16 protein-coding genes and 1 other annotated feature are annotated in these 21323 nt (G+C 44.4%); of the genes, 3 read left to right on the forward strand and 13 right to left on the reverse strand.

The features are described from left to right. Positions 1-286: 286 nt before the first annotated feature. The 7 genes from FYJ57_RS01690 to FYJ57_RS01720 all read right to left on the reverse strand — a co-directional run bounded on the left by FYJ57_RS01690 (position 287) and on the right by FYJ57_RS01720 (position 9517). Entirely contained in the window at positions 287-1993 is a 1707-nt protein-coding gene (locus FYJ57_RS01690) for an ABC transporter ATP-binding protein (RefSeq protein ID WP_154431292.1), read from the reverse strand. After that, positions 1983-3746 (reverse strand): ABC transporter ATP-binding protein, encoded by a 1764-nt coding sequence (locus tag FYJ57_RS01695; RefSeq protein ID WP_154431293.1) that lies wholly within the window; start codon positions 3744-3746, stop codon positions 1983-1985. The genes FYJ57_RS01690 and FYJ57_RS01695 overlap by 11 nt, the downstream gene beginning before the upstream one ends. Then, a complete protein-coding gene (locus FYJ57_RS01700) occupies positions 3709-4218 on the reverse strand; it encodes a MarR family winged helix-turn-helix transcriptional regulator (protein ID WP_154431294.1) in 510 nt (169 codons plus the stop codon). Before FYJ57_RS01700 ends, FYJ57_RS01695 begins: the two co-directional genes overlap by 38 nt. A 279-nt stretch (positions 4219-4497) precedes the next feature. Next, the gene (locus FYJ57_RS01705; RefSeq protein ID WP_154431295.1) at positions 4498-5166 is read right to left on the reverse strand and encodes a potassium channel family protein; all 669 of its coding nucleotides are present in this window, start codon (positions 5164-5166) and stop codon (positions 4498-4500) included. A gap of 43 nt (positions 5167-5209) precedes the next feature. Next, a complete protein-coding gene (locus tag FYJ57_RS01710; protein ID WP_154431296.1) occupies positions 5210-6595 on the reverse strand; it encodes a TrkH family potassium uptake protein in 1386 nt (461 codons plus the stop codon). A gap of 85 nt (positions 6596-6680) precedes the next feature. Beyond that, positions 6681-7220 carry a DUF3877 family protein gene (locus FYJ57_RS01715; protein WP_154431297.1) on the reverse strand — a complete coding sequence of 180 codons (540 nt, stop codon included), beginning with the start codon at positions 7218-7220 and terminating at the stop codon, positions 6681-6683. A 206-nt stretch (positions 7221-7426) separates the two neighbouring features. Further along, a complete protein-coding gene (locus tag FYJ57_RS01720) occupies positions 7427-9517 on the reverse strand; it encodes an elongation factor G (protein WP_154431298.1) in 2091 nt (696 codons plus the stop codon). Between the two features lie 389 nt (positions 9518-9906). Here FYJ57_RS01720 and FYJ57_RS01725 point away from each other — a divergent pair, with 389 nt between their 5' ends. Both FYJ57_RS01725 and aroA read left to right on the forward strand, forming a co-directional pair. Then, positions 9907-11007, forward strand: a complete 1101-nt coding sequence (locus FYJ57_RS01725) for a prephenate dehydrogenase (protein ID WP_154431299.1) — start codon at positions 9907-9909, stop codon at positions 11005-11007. A gap of 22 nt (positions 11008-11029) precedes the next feature. Continuing rightward, complete coding sequence (gene aroA / locus FYJ57_RS01730) at positions 11030-12301, forward strand: 3-phosphoshikimate 1-carboxyvinyltransferase (protein ID WP_456299597.1); 1272 nt, start codon at positions 11030-11032, stop codon at positions 12299-12301. Between the two features lie 497 nt (positions 12302-12798). On the opposite strand, the gene FYJ57_RS01735 is transcribed toward aroA, so the two are convergent. The 5 genes from FYJ57_RS01735 to FYJ57_RS01755 form a co-directional block, all read right to left on the reverse strand. Next, a complete protein-coding gene (locus tag FYJ57_RS01735) occupies positions 12799-13437 on the reverse strand; it encodes a histidine phosphatase family protein (RefSeq protein WP_154431301.1) in 639 nt (212 codons plus the stop codon). Between the two features lie 5 nt (positions 13438-13442). Continuing rightward, positions 13443-15860: a phenylalanine--tRNA ligase subunit beta gene (gene pheT / locus FYJ57_RS01740; protein WP_117523865.1), complete on the reverse strand. Its 2418-nt coding sequence runs from the start codon at positions 15858-15860 to the stop codon at positions 13443-13445. Positions 15861-15873: 13 nt separating this feature from the next. Beyond that, positions 15874-16905 carry a phenylalanine--tRNA ligase subunit alpha gene (pheS, locus tag FYJ57_RS01745; protein ID WP_022171375.1) on the reverse strand — a complete coding sequence of 344 codons (1032 nt, stop codon included), beginning with the start codon at positions 16903-16905 and terminating at the stop codon, positions 15874-15876. Between the two features lie 107 nt (positions 16906-17012). Beyond that, positions 17013-17244 (reverse strand) — a binding site (T-box leader). 121 nt (positions 17245-17365) lie between these two features. After that, positions 17366-18310, reverse strand: coding sequence for a YihY/virulence factor BrkB family protein (locus FYJ57_RS01750; protein ID WP_154431302.1), 945 nt, complete (start codon positions 18308-18310; stop codon positions 17366-17368). Positions 18311-18372: 62 nt separating this feature from the next. Next, positions 18373-19887, reverse strand: coding sequence for a SpoIID/LytB domain-containing protein (locus FYJ57_RS01755; RefSeq protein WP_154431303.1), 1515 nt, complete (start codon positions 19885-19887; stop codon positions 18373-18375). A 66-nt stretch (positions 19888-19953) separates the two neighbouring features. Here FYJ57_RS01755 and FYJ57_RS16165 point away from each other — a divergent pair, with 66 nt between their 5' ends. After that, entirely contained in the window at positions 19954-20175 is a 222-nt protein-coding gene (locus FYJ57_RS16165; RefSeq protein ID WP_321069459.1) for a DUF6783 domain-containing protein, read from the forward strand. Positions 20176-20246: 71 nt separating this feature from the next. Here the strand turns inward: FYJ57_RS16165 and FYJ57_RS01760 are convergent, their stop codons facing one another. Next, positions 20247-21293 (reverse strand): aldose epimerase family protein, encoded by a 1047-nt coding sequence (locus tag FYJ57_RS01760; protein WP_154431304.1) that lies wholly within the window; start codon positions 21291-21293, stop codon positions 20247-20249. Positions 21294-21323: the final 30 nt, after the last annotated feature.

Genomic DNA, 21323 nt, shown 5'->3' on the forward strand with positions numbered 1-21323 from the left:
GAACAGTTCTTCTGTTTTTTCGATTTCCTTTTTTGTGCAGGCGACCGTTTCATAAATGCAAAAATCTACCGTATTGTTACCTGTCATGTAACTATTCAGTAGCCATTATCCCGCGAGGTGTTTTGGCATAAATATGCCAAAATCCCGAGACATACAAGCAAAAATGCCATCACCGAAGGTGATTTTAATTGCATTTTTGCTCGTAACTGTGAAGGTACTGAACAGTTACCCTGTCACACTTTAACAGTTTACCATGATTTTCCGAAAAAAAAAAGTGAAAACGTTACTAAACCGTTATGATCCGTCCCATCTCCGCTGAAGTTCTGTGGGAAATCGAGATTACCGTTCGGTTTTCCGATACGCGCCGCAGTGCCTGTAAGACTTTCTTTTCCGTCTCCACATCCAGATTTGCCGTGATCTCATCCAGCAACAGAATCGATGGTTCTGCAACTGCTGCCCTGGCGATGGATAACAATTGCCATTGCCCCTGCGAAAAGATCTCCGGGGTACACACGGTATCGTAGCCATTTTCCAGACTGGCGATCGAATCTTCAAGACCAGTCAGTCTTGCTGCCGCCTGCACCTGTTTTTCCGTGATTCTCCGATCATACAGTGTGATCTGCTCACGCACCGTACCCGGCACCATATGGAAAGACTGCTCCACATAGCCAAACAGCGATCTCCTTTCCTCTTCCGGAACTTCTGTAGCAGAAACATTACCGATCCGTATGCTTCCACTCTGCGGCTCATACAGACCAAGCAGCAGCTTCAGGATCGTACTCTTTCCGGCACCGGTACGCCCGGACAATGTGACCTGTTCGCCTTTTTTCACCTCAAAACTCACACCTTCCAGAATCAGATGTTCGTCATAGCCAAAGACTACATTTTCAAAGGATACCGCGGTCTGATCTCCGACATCTGCCGTATGTATCTTATCTGTTGTAACCTGTTTTTTCTGTCCAATGATATCTTTTGCTGTTTTCCGGACACCCTGTCGTTTTCTGTTCGCTCTGTCTGCTTCAGCTGCTTCCAGATTGAAAAACTCATTGATTCTGTGAATACCTGCCATCGCTGACTGGATCGTCTGAATCTCTATACCAAGGCTTTCTACCGGTGTGAAAATCTGGGAAATATAATTGATTACGGCTACTGCTGTTCCGGCAGACATTCCAAAGAATGTCAGAATCTGCTCATTGCCAGATGCAGATAACAGCATCACAACAGCAACCACAACGGCATTCAGAATCAGAATAACCGGTGAGTAAATCGCATCATAGAAGTTCGTTCGTTCCATCGCCCGATAGCTGTCGCTGATATATTTGTCATACCGCTCTTCCATATATTTTTCTTTTCCAAAGCAATGGATCGTCCGAATATTGTGAATCGTCTCCGGCACATGACCCGAGGCACGGCCTACTGCTCTTCGGTTCTCGATCTGTGCGGTCAACATATTTTTCTGTACATGTCTGGTAAACCAGAACAAAAATGGCAATAAAAACAGTAAAACCAACGTCAATCCCTTATTCCGAAACCAGATCACAGCCAGGATACTCAGGATCTCACATGTATCCGCAAACATGCTGATGATTCCGGAAGTAAACAGGTTCTCTACCGTATCCACATCTCCTATAAACCTTGATACCATCGTTCCCGGTTCCTGCTGATTGATCGTATCCGCACTGAGGCTGACAAACTTTTCCATCAGGCGGCTTCGAAGCGCATGCGTGATCTTCTGTCCGAAAACAGTCAGAAGACTCTCGCGCGCCGTATCCATAAAACCTGTCAGGGCAAGCACAACAAAATAGAGGACAAAGAACGAAAACGCTACCGCATGTCCTGCCGTAATACTGTCCACGATTTTTCCAAGAAGAAGCGGCGGGATCAGAGAGGCTCCGATGGCTCCAAGTACCGCGATCAGGATCCCGCTGGACAGCCATTTTTGTTTTTTTACTGTATCGATCAGAATATTTCGTACATTTCCTTTATGCTTCATGACTGTCCTCTCCTTCCTGTGTGGTAAATAATGTCGCATATGCCGAAACTTTCTGTAACAGTTCCTCATGCGTTCCCACGGTCGTTTTTCCCTCGTCCATCCAGATGATCTGATCCATCTGTGGAAACAGATACAGTCGATGTGACAAAAGCAACACGATCGAATCACGGGTCATTGCCTGTACATTAGAAAACACTTCTCTCTCCGTGGATTTATCCAGTGCAGAAAACGGATCATCAAGCACCAGTAACGGCTTTTTATGGCACAGTGTTCTTGCCAGTGCCACACGCTGTGCCTGACCTCCGGAAAGGCGAACCCCACCATTTCCAATCAAGGTATCCTCTCCCTCTTCCATCTCAGAAACTTCCCGGTCAATACACACTGCTTTCAGATAGGTTTTCAAATCTTTTTCGTCTCCCAACAACACATTATCTCTGACGCTGTCATGAAACAGCTCCGGATCATGCCCCAGATAGGCTACGATACCCTTACGTTCTGCCTCTTCCATCTGCAGCAAATCTTTTCCTGCAAATCGTACCGTTCCCTCATATGGACATTCACATAAAAATAACTTTCCAAGGGTTGATTTTCCACAGGCTACCGGACCGGTCACGCCGATGATCTGCCCCGGTTTTGCTGAAAAAGACACATGTTCCAGCACGCGCTTTCCGTCCGGATAAGCAAATGAGACATCTTTTACTTCCAGATCTCCAGGTCTCCATTCTTTTCCGTCTTCTTCCTCGTTTACCGAGTCAAACAGCGGACGGATACGATTCCAGGAAACCTGCGCTTTATGTACGGCATTGAAGAGTTTTGCCGCACTGGATGATTTTGTAGAAAGCTTCACAAAGCATGCCAGAAACGTGGTAAATGTTGCGATTGACCAGCTGCTCCATCCGCTTCCCAGTGTATTTTTCTGACCAAAATACAGAATAAACAATACACTGGTCATAGAAATCACTTTATAAATCGGAGGCATGGCACTGTTCCAGATATTTGCCTTTACCGCGGATGTTTCATAATCGGTAAGATTCTTCTCATAAGCCATCTGCCGGTCTCTCTCACAGCCAAACACCCGGTAAGTGACAGCGTTCTGTGCACGATCAAGAGTCACTGCGCTCAATACTCCGCACTGCTTTTTATATGCTGCTCCGGTTCTCTGGATCATCCGTTTCATCTTCTCCGCTGTAATATATGAAATCGGCGGAAAGATCATACACAGCAGAGCAAGCCGCCAGTCATACCACAAAAGCATGCCTGCATAGGCTGTCAGAGCCACACCGGTATCAAAAATCTCCGTCGTGAATTTACGCATGCCCTCCACACAATCATCTACATCCCGGATGGCTTTTGTCATGATGGTTCCTTCCCCTTCTTCCCGAAGGCTCGCCCTCCCCCTGGTAACAAGACTGTGATACAGGATCTCTTTTATTCTCCGGTTTACATTATTTGCAAACCTGCGTACATAAAAACGTTTGACATATCTGGATACCTGTACGATCCCGATTGCTGCCACATAACCGATTACAAGAAACAGCATATTGGCAAAAGTTCCGCTGCCTCTCAGAATATCCACCAACATTCCCGTCATCCTTCCCTCAAACCACGGTTCCGCCAGAAGTCCCAGGTTATAGATCAGGCCGGAGATTGTAATTGTAAGAAGAACTTTCCATTCTACCCGAAAATACGAACCGATTTTTTTCGGACAAAACTTCTCATCCTCTCTCTTCTTTTGCAGTTCCTTGTTTTCCATCCCCGTCATTCTCCTCTTTTGCCAAAATCCGTGTAATATTTTCAAATCCTGCCTGTCGTTCTCTTTTTGATTTCCAGTATAACATGTCCAGTGTTTTACAAAAATACTCCTTTTCCTCCCCTGAGAGATCCTCTAACAGCCATTCATAAAATACGCTTTCGATCGATGTCTTTGAATTTTTCAGGTGTTCCGCTTTTTCTGTCGCATAAAGCAGCTGGCTCCTTCCATCTTCCGGATTCGGTTTTCGAACCAGATATCCTTTATTCTCCAGGCGGGCTACCCGTTTTGCCGCAGCTCCTTTATCCATCTTCAGACTTTCACGCACTTTGGTCTGGGTGATTCCCGGATTATGACGTACCAGATGAATCACATCAAACTCCGCAGTTCCGATTCCCTCTTCTTTCATGGTCTGAACTGTAAATTTTCCTACTTCTCTGGCTATTTTCGTGATCTGCCGTTTTGTATCATCCATAAGAAATACCCCATCCTTTCTTCACTTATACTTTTCTCTTTCTGTTTTTTATAGAATATCTGTCCGTTAGTTGTACTATCAACTATCTGGATGATAGTATAACATTTTGGGCATGTCAAGTCTTGTCTTTCGATTATATAGTCTGTGGTATTCCTGTAGTTACTGTTCAGACCGTCGCTAATATCTCATGCAGGTACGGACTCAGACATGTTGCTCACATAAAAAAAGAAACCTGACATACTACTGACAGATTTCTTTTTTAATCCTTATGAAGGGGCTTCAAATATCTCCCTCTTTATATTTTTTCATTAATTTGGCCAATGCTTTATTTTCTCCTGCAAGAATCAAGATCTCTCCCATACACAGGTTTTCTTCCGGATGGATGTTGACACAAATCGTTTCCCCTTTCTTGATTGCAATAACATTAATTTCATATTTTTTTCGTAGATTCAGTTCTTCCAGATTATGATTGCTCCAACTATCCGGAACCGCAAGTTCTACCATCGAAAAGGAATCTGACAGCATAAAGAAATCCTGAAATCCTCCTGAAATCAGGTTTTTACCAAGACGGATACCCGTTTCGATTTCGGCCATCACTACACGGTCTGCACCGATCTTTTTCAGAATCTTGGCATGCATCTGATTCATCCCTTTGGCGATTACCAGAGGAACGCCTGCCTCTTTTGCCTGCAATGTCGCCAGAATACTTGACTCCATATCTTCCGAGATCCCTATGATCACCACATCCATGTTACTGATTCCCAGCGATTCAAATACACGGCTGTCCGTCACATCTGCCCGTGCAGCATAAGTCACATAATCTGCTATCTCCTGCACCAGCTCCTGGTCTTTATCCACTGCCAGAACCTGTTTTCCTGCCTGTGACAGTGTCTGTGCCACAGCATAACCGAATTTTCCAAGTCCGATTACTGCATATTGTTTGTCCATGATTTTTATTTTCCTTTCTGTTAATCTGTTCTCCCCTATTCTTTTATCCAATCAGAATCCTCTGTTCCGGTCTCTGAATATCCGCATCCACATGTCTTGTTCTGCGCCCAAGGGCTACCGCAAGTGTAATCGGCCCGATTCGTCCCATATACATAATAAGTATGACAATGATTTTCCCTGCTGCCGGGAGCTGTGAAGTCAGAGAACGGGTCAGTCCCACCGTCGCCACCGCCGAAACAACCTCATAGGCACAGTCCAGAAGCGGATGACCACTGACGGCAACCAGAAGGATTGTGGCCGTAAGAGCAATAGTCAGTGCAAAAAAGAAAATCACCACCGCAGAGCGGATATTTTCTTCCACAACTTTTCTTCCCCATACTACCGTATCATGATTTCCACGGATATAAGAAGTAACCAGCACGATAAGAAGAGCAACCGTAATTGTCTTCACACCACCAGCTGTTCCCATCGGTGAACCGCCGATAAACATCAGAATCATGCTCACCATCGCAGACCCATCCGTAAAATTTTTCTGTGGAATCGTCTCAAATCCGGCTGTTCTTGTTGTTATGGACTGAAAAAAAGCAGCCATCACTTTCTCTCCCGGTTTCAGATCTCCGAGGGATCCTGTATGATTCCAGTCCAACAGGAGGATCAGAAGTGCCCCGCCTGTGATCAGGATTACTGTCGTCGTCAATACCAGTTTTGTATGAAGAGTAAATCCGCGGATAAAATTTTTTCTGGTTCGTTTTCCTTTCAGCAGATCCTGCACATGCTCGATCACTTCCCACCAGACGGGGAAGCCAAGTCCGCTCAAGATAATCAGTCCCATGGTTGTAACATTCATCAGAGGATTGGTTACAAAAGGCGCAAAAGAAGATTCACCTACCAGATCGATTCCTGCATTGCAAAACGCGGATATCGAATGGAAAATACTGTACCCGATTCCTCTCCACAGTCCATAATGAGGAACAAACCAAAAGCTATAACATATCGCTCCTGCAATCTCAACCACCGCTGTTCCGATCAGAAGTCTTCTGACAATTCCCACGCTTCCTTTCAGCACCGGCAGATTATATGTATCCTGAATCAGTTTGCGACTCTGCAGGCTGATTTTTCTTCGCAAAACCAGAAATATCATGATCATACATGCCATGATTCCAAGCCCGCCAAACTGAATCAGCCCCAGAATCACAATTTTTCCAAACACGCTCCAGGTGGTTGCAGTGGGCACGGTCACAAGGCCGGTTACACACACAGATGTAGTCGCCGTAAATAACGCATCAAGCCAATATACGCCCTTTCCACTGGCCGATGAAACCGGCAGACACAAAAGAAGCGTTCCCAGTATGATCACTACACCAAATCCAGTCATCATAATTCTTTCTGCCGGCGTATGCCACTGCCTTTTTTTCTGTTTTTCAGACATCCTTTTTTCTCTTCTTTCCTATATTTTTTCCAAAATATCAACTTTCTGTTTCATTTCTGATATTTTACAACCAATGATTCTTCTTTTAGAATCCGAAATCTGCATAATCCTCCGGCAGAAATCTGTGGTAAATGATATGGCAGCCCTCATCTTTAAAGCAGTAGTAATATGGATCTTCCGAGTCCACAAAGCGGATCATCAGGTCAAATTCACCGTTGTCCATCGGTTCCATCGCACACTCAGATGTCTGACTGCGGAATAATTCTTTTACTTCATCCAACGTCGTTCCGTGTTTTGTAAGTAACTGTACCAGTGCAAAGATAAATGCATTCTCGTCCCGGTGTTCGTGCACATATTCTGTCGCATTTTCCGACAGGAAGAAGCAGAAACGATCTCCTTTGTGCGATACCTGTACTTCCCCGAATATTTCTTTTGTTGCCTCCGGAAATCCTCCCAGTGACTCCTGCATCGCCTCTGCATCACCTTCGCTTTTAAAAAAATGATGCAGAGAACTCAAAGGATAATACAGCCGGATCGGTTCTTTCATATATCCAAGCTTTGCCTGTTCCTCTGCAATCACATCGATCAGACTGTCCTGCAGTTTTTTATATCCATTTTCGTACATAATTCTATAATCCTTTCTGGCTGGCCCCTTCGACCGCCGGTCGTCGATGGTGTCAGGCACCATTGAATTTTAATGAAATATTTTCACAGCTATGTGAATTATATAATCTCACAGATATTTTCGCAAGCAGAAAGAACATCCTGTACATTTAAAACTGTACAGGATGTTCTCCCTTGCACTTTTATTCTTTATTTCATACTGTCTGGTTATTCTTCCCCTTTGTCTACCTTGCTGGCTCTTGCTTCAATCTCTCTTTCCTGTACATCGCCAGGTGCCTGCTCGTAACGGGCAAATGTATAAGAGAAATCACCGGCTCCACCTGTCATGGAACGAAGTATGGTTGCATATCCGTAAATCTCCAGTTCCGGAACATCTGCTTCTACGATGGTATATCCCTGTTTATCCGGGTTCATACCAAGCACACGGCCACGTCGTTTGTTCAGATCACCCATAACATCACCGGTAAATTTATCCGGTACACGGATCTGCATATTTACGATAGGCTCTAACAGAACCGGCGAAGCTGCCAGAAAACCGTCTTTGAATGCCATCTTTGTTGCAGTCTTGAATGCCATCTCAGAAGAATCTACCGGATGATAAGATCCATCATACAGAACCGCTTTCACACCAGCTACCGGGTATGCTGCCAGAGGACCGGATACTACAGATTCCTGCAGACCTTTTTCTACTGCCGGGAAGTAGTTCTTCGGAACGGCTCCGCCGACAACGATCTGCTCAAATACATATGGTGTATCCAGATCACCGGATGGTTCAAAGGTCATCTTTACATGACCATACTGGCCATGTCCACCGGACTGTTTTTTATATTTTTTATCAATATCTGATTTTTTACGAATGGTCTCACGGAAAGCTACTTTCGGTTTGGAAAGTTCCACATTCACTTTATACTGTTCCTGCAGTTTGCTGACGATCACGTCTATATGCTGGTCACCCATGCCATAAAGAAGAGTCTGACGGTTTGCAGAATCATTGACTACTTTCATTGTCAGATCTTCCTGACACATCTTGGAGAGTGCCTGGGAAATCTTATCCATATCTGCTTTGTTCACTGCTTTGTAGCGTTTGCAGGTATATGGAGTGGAAATCTCCGGTTTGCCGTAGAATACCGGGACAGCTTTTGTTGCCAGAGTATCGCCGGTACGCAGTTCGTTGATCTTGGCTACGGCTCCGATATCGCCTGCATGAAGTTCCGGAACCTCGATCGGTTTGGATCCCTCCATGACATACAGCTTGCCGATCTTCAGTTCTTCTTCTCTTTCTACATTATATAAGGTATCCCCGGACTTGATAACACCGGAACAAACTTTCAACAGTGAATATTTTCCGATAAACGGATCTACGATCGTCTTGAAGACCTGTGCGGATTTCGGCATGGTGAAATCATAGTCAGCTTCGAAAATTTCACTGGTTGATTTTACGATACCGGCGCGTTCTCTCAGATTCGGGCTCGGGAAGTATCCACAAATATCATCTAACAGGATCTTAACCCCCTGCAGGTTGACCGGAGATCCCATGCATACAGGAACCAGACTTCCATCGCCTACGCACATGGATAATGCTGCAGAAATCTCGGTAACAGAGAATTCCTCACCTGCAAAATAGCGATCCATGAATTCTTCGCTGGTCTCTGCTACAGCTTCCAGTAAGATCTCTCTGTATTTTTCCAGATATTCTTTTGAATATTCCGGAATCTCGCATTCTTCTTTCTTATCTTTTTCAATGTAACGGCGGCCTTTGTTCTTTACAATATTGATATAACCGACAAATTTTCCATCCTCACGAAGCGGCATGTGCAACGGTGCGATCCTTTTGCCATACAGTTCGGTCAGATCTTCTACTACCTGACGGTAGCTGACATCATCCATATCCATCTCTGTTACGAAGAACATACGTGGCAGTCTGTATTTTTCACACAGTTCCCATGCTTTCTGGGTTCCTACCTGTACGCCTGATTTTCCGGAGATCACGATCACTGCTGCATCGGCGGCGGCTACTGCCTCTTCAGCTTCTCCTACAAAATCAAAGAATCCAGGTGTATCTAAAATATTTACTTTTACCTTATCCCATACAACCGGCACGGTAGAAGTACTGATCGAGAATTTTCTCTTAATCTCTTCTTTGTCGTAATCACTGATGGTATTGCCATCTGTCACCTTGCCTAAACGATTTGTAATACCTGAAAGATAAGCCATAGCTTCTGTCAGTGTAGTCTTACCTGCTCCGCCATGACCAAGCAGCACTACATTCCTTATTCGGTCAGTTCTAAAAACGTCCATATGTAATACCTCCCAAAAATTAGTATAGTTATATATTACTAAATTTCTTTGAATATTTCAAGTTATTTATGTAATTTTGACAATTATTTTCTGAACTTTTTTCATTTGCGTTTGTATATTTTATGTTTTTACGATATAAATTGTTTCTTTTTTGTGTATTCTATCTTCATTTTGTTAAATTATCTCAAAGAACCCCTTTTTGTACTGTATATATTTTCTTCTTCTCTTTTGATTCTCCCTGTCGTATAATCTCTTGCCTGTGCTTTCTGGCGTTAAAGTTCCATAGTTTAAAGCGCTAAATCATTGACTTTTCCTATCTTGTGCTTTACAATGGTAAAAGTACGCAAAATACACGCGTAATTACTGAGAAAGGATTTTGACAGACAACTATGAGTGATTCACTGAATATAGGATTTATCGGTCTGGGGCTGATCGGCGGATCCATCGCCAAATCTCTGAAACGTTTTCATCCACAGACCAGAATTTTTGCATATACCAGAACGGAAGCTACGCTGGATCTCGCCGTGTCTGAAGGAATTGTTGATGTAAAATGCACGAAAGAAGACGAGGCATTTGCTTCCTGCAATTATATTTTCCTCTGCGCACCGGTTCATGACAACATTTCTTATCTTGAATGGATGAAAGATCATATGAGCCCGGACTGTATCGTTACGGATGTGGGAAGTGTAAAAGGTGAGATTCATCAGGCGGTTGAGAAACTGGGACTGGATGACCACTTCATCGGCGGACACCCGATGGCCGGTTCTGAAAAAACCGGTTTTGAAAATGCCACCGATATGCTGATCGAAAATGCTTACTATATTCTTACACCAGGTGGTCAGATTGATATTCCCCGTCTGACACAGTTTATGGAACTGATTTCTTCTCTCGGAGCTATTCCACTGGTACTTACTTATGAAGAACACGATTATATCACTGCGGCTGTGAGCCATCTGCCGCATATCATCGCCTCTACACTGGTAAATGCTATACAGAAAATGGATACACCAGAGGAAAATATGAAACTGATCGCAGCCGGAGGTTTTAAAGATATTACACGTATCGCCTCTTCTTCTCCTGTGATGTGGCAGCAGATCTGTCTGGAAAATCGGTCGATGATTTCAAAAGTACTCGATGAGTATATTCGCCTGATCGTACAGGCAAAATGCTGGGTGGATAATGGTGATGCAGATGAAATCTATAATATGTTTAGTAATTCCAGAGAATACCGCAATTCTCTTCCGGAAGCGAGCAAAGGGGTAATCGAGAAGATTTATGCCTTTTACTGTGATATTTATGACGAAGCCGGTGGTATAGCTACAATTGCCACACTGCTTGCGATGAATTCAATTAGTATTAAAAATATCGGCATCATTCATAACAGAGAATTCGAGGAAGGTGTTCTTCGGATCGAGTTTTATGATGAGGAATCCTGTGTGAAGGCACAGGGTGTTTTGAAAGAACGGAATTATACACTTCATGTTCGGTAAGGAGGATGTACATATGGAACTTATGCAGGCAAAAATGCCTCTTCGCGGAGAGGTGAAGATTCCGGGAGACAAGTCGATCTCACACCGCGCTGTGATGTTTGGTGCACTGGCTGACGGTACGACAAGAGTGACGAATTTTTTGCAGGGAGCAGATTGTCTTTCTACGATCTCCTGTTTCCGCAAATTAGGAATCGATATTGAAAATACGCAGGAGGAAATCCGGATTCATGGGAAAGGCCTTCACGGGCTTACTGCTCCGACTGAGATTCTGGATACCGGTAACAGTGGAACCACAACACGACTGATCTCCGGTATTCTCGCCGGTCAGAATTTTACCACAACACTTACCGGTGATGCGTCGATCCAGAGCCGGCCAATGGGAAGGATCATCAAACCACTTTCTATGATGGGTGCTACAGTCGAGAGTCTGAAGGGAAACCAGTGTGCACCGTTACAAATTCAGGGACATCGGCTGACTGCGATCCATTATCAGTCACCGGTAGCTTCTGCGCAGGTGAAATCCTGTGTTCTGCTTGCCGGACTGTATGCAGACGGAATTACTTCGGTTACAGAACCTTATCTTTCGAGAAATCATACGGAACTGATGCTCTCTCACTTCGGCGCACGGGTCACCAGTGAAGGAACAACTGCTTCTATCTCGCCGGATTCGGAACTTCACGGACTGGACATTTCTGTTCCTGGAGATATTTCTTCCGCTGCTTATTTTATTGTGGCTGCTCTTTTGGTGCCGGGATCTGAAGTAATGATCAAAGATGTGGGAATCAATCCTACCCGAGATGGCATTCTTCGTGTATGCAAGGCGATGGGCGCAGATATCACCCTGTTAAATAAACGAACAGCCGCCGGTGAACCGGTTGCGGATCTTCTGGTTCGTCACAGTGAACTTCACGGTACGGTTATCGAGGGTGAGCTGATTCCGACGTTGATCGATGAGATTCCGGTTCTGGCGGTTCTGGCAGCTTATGCGAATGGAACTACGGTTATTCGAAATGCGGAGGAACTGAAGGTGAAGGAATCGAATCGACTGGATATTATGGTGAACAGTCTTGGGGCTATGGGCTGTGATATCGAGGGTACCGATGATGGTATGATTATCCGAGGTGGAAAACCGTTACATCATGCTTCTATTGACAGTCATCTGGATCACAGGATCGCGATGTCGTTTGCAGTGGCTGGGTTGGCTTCTGAAGGAGGAGTCGAAGTGCTGCGGGCGGATTGTGTGGATATTTCTTATCCGGAGTTTTATGCGGATCTTGGTAAGCTGATGAAGTAATATTTTTTATTGGCTAGAGGGACGCCGAGAGCTGCGGGAAACCGGGGTGGACAACATGGGCAGGGCAACTTTGAACTAGCCGCTAACTTCGACTATATTCACTTGGGTCAGCTGACCCAAGTGAAAGTCTTCGTAAGCGTCGGATTTCAAAGCTTGCCCTAACCGCCCATAAAGTGTTGTCCACCCCGGTTTCCCGCAGCTCTCGGCTGTTTCCTGGCAAAACAAATTTGAAACAACCGTTAATTTTTCGTCATATCTTTCCAGTTGCACGCAATGACTATTTTTATCGATACCCAGCCCAGCAGGGCAAAAAGATGCCTTTCAAAAGCATTTTGCGGGCGGTTAGGACGAGTTTTAAGATCCTGTGTTTAGTAAGACTTGGCGATGAGCGGCTCTCCGCGAATCACCTAGTCGCACTTAACACATAGCTTAAAATCGTCCTGCCCGCTGCTTTTGAAAGGCATCTTTTTGCCCTGTTGGGCGTCCGTTTGCAATACTTATTTATAAAAGTCTACCACATCTTCCGGATTATAGTACACTTTATCCTGCTCTTCTATCGTCGCTTTTCCATCTTTCACATCGATAATCGTTACCGCGCAGTTTGGCGGTACGTGACCTCTCCAGAAGTCGTCTTTCCGGCCGTCAATGTGATAGAGAAAGGCCCGTGTCGAGCAGCCGTGTGCTGCTATTAGAATTGTTTTATTCCGGTAGTCCGGGTTGTGGATCAGGTCCTCGTAGAAGGCACCGCAGCGGTCAATCATCTGCTGAATAGATTCGCCGTCTTTCGGTGGCTTGTAACCGAAGGGATCCGTGAAGAACTGTTCAAAATCTTTTGACGGAATTTGATAATTCTCCCTTCGACAGCAAAGTCCTTCCCATTCTCCGAAACTGATCTCTTCTATTCTCTCATCCGTAAGAATCGGTATATTTCTGTCACCCAGTACCAGTCCGGCGGTCTCGTAAGCCCGCTTTAACGGGCTTGCGATTGCCAGGTCAAAATGTACATCTTTTAATTTTTCACCGGTGATTTTTGCAAGGCGGATACCGTTTTCGTTCAGTTCGATATCCGTTCTTCCCTGCAGCCGTCCCAGAGTATTCCATGAAGTTTCTCCATGACGAATTAGATATATTTTCATCTTTTTTACTTTCTAAGCTGGATTCCCATGCCTTCCAGACCATTCAGGATCTTGTTCATAGCGCCATTGATTTCTGCTTCTTCGAGAGTTTTCTCTTTGGAGCGGAAGGTCAGAGAATAAGCAACGGACTTGAATCCTCTTTCGATCTGATCTCCTTCGTAAATATCAAACAGTTCAAAGTGTTCCAGAATCTTACCGCCTCTCTGAGCGATCATATGTTCGATCTGTCCAACCATGATCTCTTTCGGTACTACCATGGAGATGTCACGGTTTACTGCAGGGAATTTTGCGATTCCTTCGTATTTGCGGTCGAAGGATGCATGTTTTACGACATTCAGGATATCCAGAACTGCCACATATGCGCGCGTTCCGATACCATAAGTATCTGCCACTGCAGGATGCACTTCGCCCAGATAACCCATCACTTCACCTTCGTAGCTGATCAGAGCCTGACGACCCGGATGCAGGAAAGTCTTACCGGCTTTCGGATCGTACTCAGTTTTCTTATGCATACCGATCTGATCGAAGAACTCTTCTACTACACCCTTCATATCAAAGAAATCACCGTCTCCGTACATACCCAGAGTGAACATCATACGTTCATCCGGCAGTTCGGTCAGCGGAAGTTCTTTTGGAAGATATACATTGCCCAGTTCGTACAGACGGACATTTTTATTTCTTCTGTTATAGTTTGTTGCCAGAGAAGTCAGCATACCATTCAGAGAAATGGTTCTCATGATACTGAAATCTTCACCCAGCGGGTTGGAAATGGTGATTGCTTTTCTCAGTTCATCTCCTGCCGGAATCTGCAGTTTGTCAAATACCTTCGGGCTTTCAAAAGAATAGCAGTATCCCTGGGAGAATCCACAGTACTCAGCCACATCTCTTGCCACTTCTTCGATCCTCAATTTAAATGGCAGTTTTCCTGTTGTTGCTTCACCACTTGGCAGTGTGGTCGGAATATTGTCATATCCGTAGAAACGGGCAACTTCTTCTGCGATATCTGCAGTACGGAAGATATCATGACGGAAGGTCGGAGCAACAATCTCGTTGGTTGTTTCATCGTAAGCCAGTTCTACCCTGGACAGGTACTCCAGCATATCTTCTTTGGAGATATCAGTTCCCAGAAGGCTGTTGATTTTTTCCGGTTCAAACGGTACTCTTACAGGTTCTTTTTTCTTGGTATATACATCAGCCACACCACCAACAACTTCACCGGCTCCCAGTTCTTCCATCAGCTGGCAGGCACGGTCGATGGCTGCCAGTGCATTGTTCGGATCCAGACCTTTTTCAAATTTTCCGGAAGCATCTGTACGAAGTCCGATTCTCTTTGCAGACAGACGGATATTCGGACCGTCAAAGCATGCTGCTTCAAACAGAACTGTTTTTACATTGTCTGTGATCATAGAATTTTCTCCGCCCATGATACCTGCGATACCGATAGATTTTTCTCCGTCACAGATCATCAGAACGTTTTCATCCATCTGGCGTTCCTGACCGTCAAGAGTAACAAATTTTTCGTCTTTTCCGGCACGGCGTACATGGATCTCATGATTTGCGATCATATCCAGATCATAGGCATGCATCGGCTGACCATATTCTTCCATGACATAGTTTGTGATATCTACCAGGTTGTTGATCGGGCGGATGCCGTTGGCAGCCAGACATCTCTGCATCCATTTCGGGGACGGTCCGATTTTTACATTTTTTACGACTCTTGCGCAGTAACGCGGGCAGAGATCTTTGTCTTCTACGGTTACTTTCACATAATCATTGACATCTTCGTCATTACCGGTAGCTGTTACAACCGGCGGAACAAATTCTTTACGGAAAGTAGCTGCTGCTTCTCTTGCGATCCCCAGTACACCGTAGCAATCTACACGGTTGGAAGTGATCTCATATTCAATCACCGCATCGTTCAGTCCCAGTGCCTCGATCGCACTCGCACCGACCGTGGCGTCTTCCGGGAAAATATAGATTCCGTATTCCGGAGCTTCCGGATACATTTCTCTTGTGGAGCCAAGTTCTTCGATGGAACACATCATACCGTAGGAATCCACACCACGCAATTTTCCGGCTTTGATCTTGATTCCGCCCGGAGTTTTCTTACCGTCGTGTCCACCTGCAACTCTTCCTCCCGGAAGAACAACCGGAACTTTGTCTCCTTCTTTTACATTTGGAGCGCCGGTAACGATCTGTGTTACTTCATTGCCTACATTTACCTGGCAGATGATCAGTTTATCTGCATCCGGATGTTTCTCAATCTTTTCAATCTGTCCAATCACGATGTTTTCCAGATCGGCATCCAGTAATTCATATCCTTCAACTTTAGTTCCGGACAGTGTCATCGCATCTGTATATTCCTGAGCTGTGACGTCCAGATCCGGGACAAACATTTTAATCCATGATAAAGATGTATTCATTCTTTTAATCCTCCTAGAACTGTTTTAAGAATCTGTAGTCATTTTCATACAGAAGGCGCATGTCATCGATCTCGTATTTCAGAAGTGCGATACGCTCCAGACCTACACCAAAAGCAAAACCGGTATATTCTTTCGGATCGATGCCACACATCTCAAGTACATGCGGATGAACCATACCACAGCCAAGGATCTCGATCCAACCGGATCCTTTACAAAAACGACATCCTTTGCCACCGCACTTGAAACAGGATACATCAACCTCTGCACTCGGCTCTGTAAATGGAAAATGATGCGGACGGAATTTTGTTTTTGTTTCCGGTCCGAACAGTTCTTTTGCAAATTCTTCCAGTGTACCTTTCAGGTCAGAGAAAGTAATATGTTTGTCGATTACCAGACCTTCGATCTGATGGAAGGAAGGAGAATGGGTTGCATCTACTTCGTCAGAACGGAATACACGTCCCGGTGCGATCATACGAATCGGCAGTTTCCCTTCTTCCATGGTTCTCGCCTGAACCGGAGAAGTCTGGGAACGAAGCAGAATGCTGTCTGTGATAAAGAAAGTATCCTGTTCGTCACGAGCCGGATGATCTTCCGGAATATTCAGTTTGGTGAAGTTGTAATCTGCGTACTCAACTTCCGGTCCTTCCACAACTTCATAACCCATACCGATAAAAATTCTTTCTACTTCTTCCAGTGCAATGGTATTCGGATGACGATGACCAACGTTTGCTTTTTTTGCAGGCAGTGTGACATCGATTACTTCTGCTGCCATCTTTGCTTCCCGCAGTTCTTTCTCCAGACGGGTTTTTGTCTCCTCCATCATAGTTTCAATTTTTGCCCTGGCTTCATTCACCATCTGTCCTACTTTCGGACGATCTTCCGGAGCTACATCCTTCATACTTTTCAGCACAGAAGTAAGCTGTCCTTTTTTACCAAGGAAATTTACTCTTACATCATTCAGTTTGTCCAGGGCGTCTGACTGTTCAATCTTCTCAGAAGCTTCATCCAGAATCGCCTGTAATGTTTCTTTGATACTATTACTCATGGCAGTTCTCCTTTTCTATTTGTTGGGGATAGCACAATGCAACGGGTAAAATACGCTACGCGATTTTTATTCGTTTTCGCAAAAAAAGCCTCGCCCTTCCAGATTACTGGAGGGACGAGGCAATTATATCATCTCGCGGTACCACCCTGATTTCCGATTAAAATATTAACGGACACTCATTAAGACTTAACGCGTCTGTACGTCTTCTCTTACTTGTCTTTCGGAGAAGAAGCTCCAGTGGGAATCTCAATATATATCTGAACTTAAAGGAGCTCACAGCCGGTGACTCCTTCTCTCTGTAAGAAAATATATATCTACTGACACTTTCTCAGCTTTTTTCTTTCGGCATAAATTATAGTATGGATCCGCTTATCTGTCAAGTTTTATTTCCGCTTTATTCCTAATTCATACCCTCTTTGGTATTTACCCCTGTTACTGTTCCGGTCATTTTCAGTAACTTCTACAATTCCTTCTTTTCTGTCGTTTCCTTGTCCGTCATTTTCTTTTCTTCTGTATCATTTTCCCGGATTCCTTTTAACAGTCCCTGGTACTCGCTGCGAATAAGCTCGCTTGCCATTTGATGCAGCCTGCGAAGGCGTTCTTCAAAATAAGCATTGATTTCCGCCCCGATCAGAACAATATACATACAAAAATATAACCACAAAAGAACCAGAATAATCGTCGTCAGGCTTCCGTACATGTTGGAAAATCCATCGTAATAATCCAGATAGACAGAAAATCCAAGGGAAAACAGTGACCACGCCACCGCCGAGACCACCGCTCCCGGTATCTGACTCCGAAAAGAAGTCTTTCTGTTCGGCAGAAATTTATAGATCATCAGGAAAATCAGTGCCAGTACAACAAGCGAAACTGCTGTACGCATACCAATGACATAGGCAGTGACTTTGGCAAGCGTCGGAATGTACTTTGTAAGAAGTTTCTGAATACTGTTACCGAATACCAGAAGAATCAGGCTGCTGATAACAGCAAGAATAAAGATCAGTGTATACAGAGCAGACCGTATCCTTGTCACCACATAATTTCTCGTCTCTTTTACATGATAAATCGCATTGACCCCATTCGTCAGTCCCTGCAGGCCTTTCCCCGCACTCCAGAGGGTAAAAACCGCACTGATTGGTACAATTGCTGTTGATTTGTCATAGACCTCCTGAATAATACTAAAAAGAAAACTTCGAAAATCTCCCGCATCCGGCATAATCTGCAAAAGAATCTCCACTACCATATCTTTTGTAATAGAGACATACGTTACCAGCGGAAGCAGAAGCATCAAAAAGGGCACAAAGGACATCAAAATAAAGAAGGCTGCCTGTGCGGCAAATGCGCTCACATGATCCTGAGCCATGCGGTTCATGAATCCGGTCATGATTTTTATAAACTTTTTCATTTTGCTTTCCTTTCTGCACAGTATCTGGTTTTTACATAATTATTTTTTATCATACTATTTTTTCAGAATTCTTGCAAGTTTTCTATAGTAATATTCTGATAGAAAATCTGCAGAATGTCCCGCCAGCCAAGACCATTTTCTGCAAGATGCTTTGCTCCGTTCTGACTCATCCCCACACCATGCCCATAACCTCCACCGGTAAAGACAAATGTACCCGCTCCCTGTTCTTTCCTAAAATCGACTATAAAACAGGCACTCGGCAGTAATTCCATCGTATCACAGACACTTCCATCATTTCTGCTTACAGACAGCCCTTTTACCGATAAGAATTTTCGGATCGCATATTCGTTTTCAAGTGTTGCGTTTTGATTCTCTCCCTGAATCTCCAGTGTTTTTACTCCTCCACCGGGATTTCTTCCCTGTATGGATAAGCCGGTAAATGCACCAAGCTGAGGCCATTTTCTTTCACTGCGTTCTTTCAGCATTTCCCATGGAATGCAGACTTTCCATCGATACCAGACATCTTCTTTTTCATAATCTCCTGCATCCCTCTGCAAAATTCGTTCCCGAAACGACTGTTCTGTCATTTCCGGCTGCAAGGTACCGTTCACCATGGTTTCCACAGCCTTGTGACTCACTGCAATGCTCCTAAGATATGGAGCACTTTTTTTCGCGTTCCATACTTCATCTGTATCGGTGCAACCCCAGGAAGTCGAAAAAAAATATGCTTCAATCGGTTTTCCATCACTGAGTATTATCATCCCCCTGGTAGCATCCACCGCCTGACTGCTTGCCGCCTGTTCGGAAATATTGTTATACACCTGACAGGAAACAGTATCGTCCACATCCGCATCCCACTCTTTCATTCGTTCTTCTCTGATCTGCCGTACTGCATATGTTCGTGCGCAAACTGCCTGTGCACAGAGTGCTTCTGCCGGAGCATCCGCAGGCATCTCACTCGGCACAACTCCTTTCAGATAAGATTCCAGATCAACCTGGTTGATCACTCGAAAACCTTGTTTCTCTCTCGTCACTTCCAGAATACCCTGATATGCCGGCGCGCCCTGACTTCTTCTGACAGAATTCAAAGTCAGTGCCATTGTGTCCGGTGCTTCCACAATAACTGTCTGCCCAGGCTGCATCCGTTCTGACAAACAGAGTTCTGTGCCTGCCTCCTGCTGCACTGTTATATCCCCTTTTACCAAGTAGGGTGCCGGACAGGATATTCTCACATCCGAATGAAGATACTGCTCAGTTCCGTCAACAGAAATCAATACACGAATTATCGACTCTTTTCTTTCCGTATTTTTTTCTTGTTCCATATTTGTCAATGATGTAGTCGGATTATCTATCTCCTCATTTCTTTTCTGCTGTTGTTCCGTTTTTTTTCGAGTGTTCTTTGCTTCTGCCATCTGTTGCTCTGCCTGCAGTTTTTCAAGATACTTTTTTTCTTCCTCCCTCTGTTTTCCTTCCCATATTCCCGGCAGAAACATCACCAGAAAAATTATCACAGCACCTGCAATCGTCCATATCCATCTCCATGGAATATTTTTATATGTTTCACCATTTTTTTCCATATCTCAGTATATGGCATTTTTCTGAAAATTATCCGGCCGGACTTGTTATGTTTTCAGTCAAAATTTGTGACGTTGCTGTTCACCGCTAGAGCGTGTCTGGAAAAGGCTTTTCGTGAGCTGCGAGTCTCAGTTTGTGGGAGATTTTATCCGAATGAGGGCGGCGTAGCGGGCTACGGCAACCGAATGAGGATAAAATATACCGCAAAGTGGGGCTTGCAGATTGCGGAAATGATTTTTCAGACACACTCTAAGATCCTACGAACGGTTTTTTGTGGACGAAAGTCATAGAAAATACACAAAAAGGATCCCATACCCTCAATTAACGGGTACAGAATCCTTCTATCCTGTTTATAAATTAATTATTTTACCAGAAAACGATATACTGTTTTTGTGTCGTACTTCTCTCCTGCTTTCAGGAAAGGCTGTGCGAAATGGGTATCGTTGACCGCGTTCGGGCAATACTGGGACTCCAGGCAGAAAGCATGGCGTTCATCATATACCGCGCCATTTTTTCCTTTTTCGCCGTTTAAGAAATTTGCTGCATAGAACTGAACAGCCGGGCAATCTGTATATGCTTCCATAGCGATTCCGGTTTTTTCGCAATAAGCTTTTGCCATCCAGTCAAAGGCACCTTCCGGTTTATCCAATACAAAATTATGATCGTATCCACCTGTCATCTGTAACTGCGCAAAATCTGCATCGATTTCTTTACCGATTGCCTTTGGCTCTGTAAAATCCATTGGAGTTCCGGCTACAGGAGCAAGTTCACCGGTTGGAATGGATTTAGAATCGCTCACCGGTGTGTAAGTAGTTGCATTCAGCTGAATCGTCTGTTCATATACATTACCGGAATCATGTCCACCCAGATTAAAGTAGCTGTGGTTTGTCATATTCGCCACCGTATCCTGATCAGAAATTCCTTCATAGTGAATCTCTACGGCATTATCATCAGTCAGTGTGTATGTAACTGTCACATCAAAGTTTCCTGGAAATCCCTGTTCACCATCCGGGCTGTGATGACGAAAAGCAACCGCCTGCTCTTTTGTTTCTGCTTCCCACATCATGAATTCAAATCCATCCGGACCACTGTGCAGACTGTTTCCTTTTTCATTTGGCGTCAGCTGAATCTTTTTTCCATTCAGTACAAAAGAGGCACCCTTGATACGATTTCCGTTTCTTCCGATTGTAGCACCTAAATGAGGAGAATTTACCTGATAATCTTCTCCGTGATCATATCCTAATACCACATCTGTCAGCACACCATTTTTGTCCGGTACCAGGACACTTACCAGAATCGCGCCAAAATCTGTAACCTTCATCACCATACCGTTTTTATTGGTTACCGTATACAAAGAAATGGCTTCTCCTTTTTTTGTTGTTCCAAAGCTTTGTTTTTCTACACTCATAATACCCTCCGTCTCAGTCACTTTCTAGGA

The organism is Oliverpabstia intestinalis (assembly GCF_009696065.1).
Taxonomy (GTDB): Bacteria; Bacillota; Clostridia; order Lachnospirales; family Lachnospiraceae; genus Oliverpabstia; species Oliverpabstia intestinalis.

What these genes read in the sequence shown, in the direction of transcription:
- FYJ57_RS01690 (WP_154431292.1), bottom strand. Translation starts at nt 1,993, where the DNA reads ATGAAGCATAAAGGAAATGTACGAAATATTCTGATCGATACAGTAAAA.
- FYJ57_RS01695 (WP_154431293.1), bottom strand. Translation starts at nt 3,746, where the DNA reads ATGGAAAACAAGGAACTGCAAAAGAAGAGAGAGGATGAGAAGTTTTGT.
- FYJ57_RS01700 (WP_154431294.1), bottom strand. Translation starts at nt 4,218, where the DNA reads ATGGATGATACAAAACGGCAGATCACGAAAATAGCCAGAGAAGTAGGA.
- FYJ57_RS01705 (WP_154431295.1), bottom strand. Translation starts at nt 5,166, where the DNA reads ATGGACAAACAATATGCAGTAATCGGACTTGGAAAATTCGGTTATGCT.
- FYJ57_RS01710 (WP_154431296.1), bottom strand. Translation starts at nt 6,595, where the DNA reads ATGTCTGAAAAACAGAAAAAAAGGCAGTGGCATACGCCGGCAGAAAGA.
- FYJ57_RS01715 (WP_154431297.1), bottom strand. Translation starts at nt 7,220, where the DNA reads ATGTACGAAAATGGATATAAAAAACTGCAGGACAGTCTGATCGATGTG.
- FYJ57_RS01720 (WP_154431298.1), bottom strand. Translation starts at nt 9,517, where the DNA reads ATGGACGTTTTTAGAACTGACCGAATAAGGAATGTAGTGCTGCTTGGT.
- FYJ57_RS01725 (WP_154431299.1), top strand. Translation starts at nt 9,907, where the DNA reads ATGAGTGATTCACTGAATATAGGATTTATCGGTCTGGGGCTGATCGGC.
- aroA (WP_456299597.1), top strand. Translation starts at nt 11,030, where the DNA reads ATGCAGGCAAAAATGCCTCTTCGCGGAGAGGTGAAGATTCCGGGAGAC.
- FYJ57_RS01735 (WP_154431301.1), bottom strand. Translation starts at nt 13,437, where the DNA reads ATGAAAATATATCTAATTCGTCATGGAGAAACTTCATGGAATACTCTG.
- pheT (WP_117523865.1), bottom strand. Translation starts at nt 15,860, where the DNA reads ATGAATACATCTTTATCATGGATTAAAATGTTTGTCCCGGATCTGGAC.
- pheS (WP_022171375.1), bottom strand. Translation starts at nt 16,905, where the DNA reads ATGAGTAATAGTATCAAAGAAACATTACAGGCGATTCTGGATGAAGCT.
- FYJ57_RS01750 (WP_154431302.1), bottom strand. Translation starts at nt 18,310, where the DNA reads ATGAAAAAGTTTATAAAAATCATGACCGGATTCATGAACCGCATGGCT.
- FYJ57_RS01755 (WP_154431303.1), bottom strand. Translation starts at nt 19,887, where the DNA reads ATGGAAAAAAATGGTGAAACATATAAAAATATTCCATGGAGATGGATA.
- FYJ57_RS01760 (WP_154431304.1), bottom strand. Translation starts at nt 21,293, where the DNA reads ATGAGTGTAGAAAAACAAAGCTTTGGAACAACAAAAAAAGGAGAAGCC.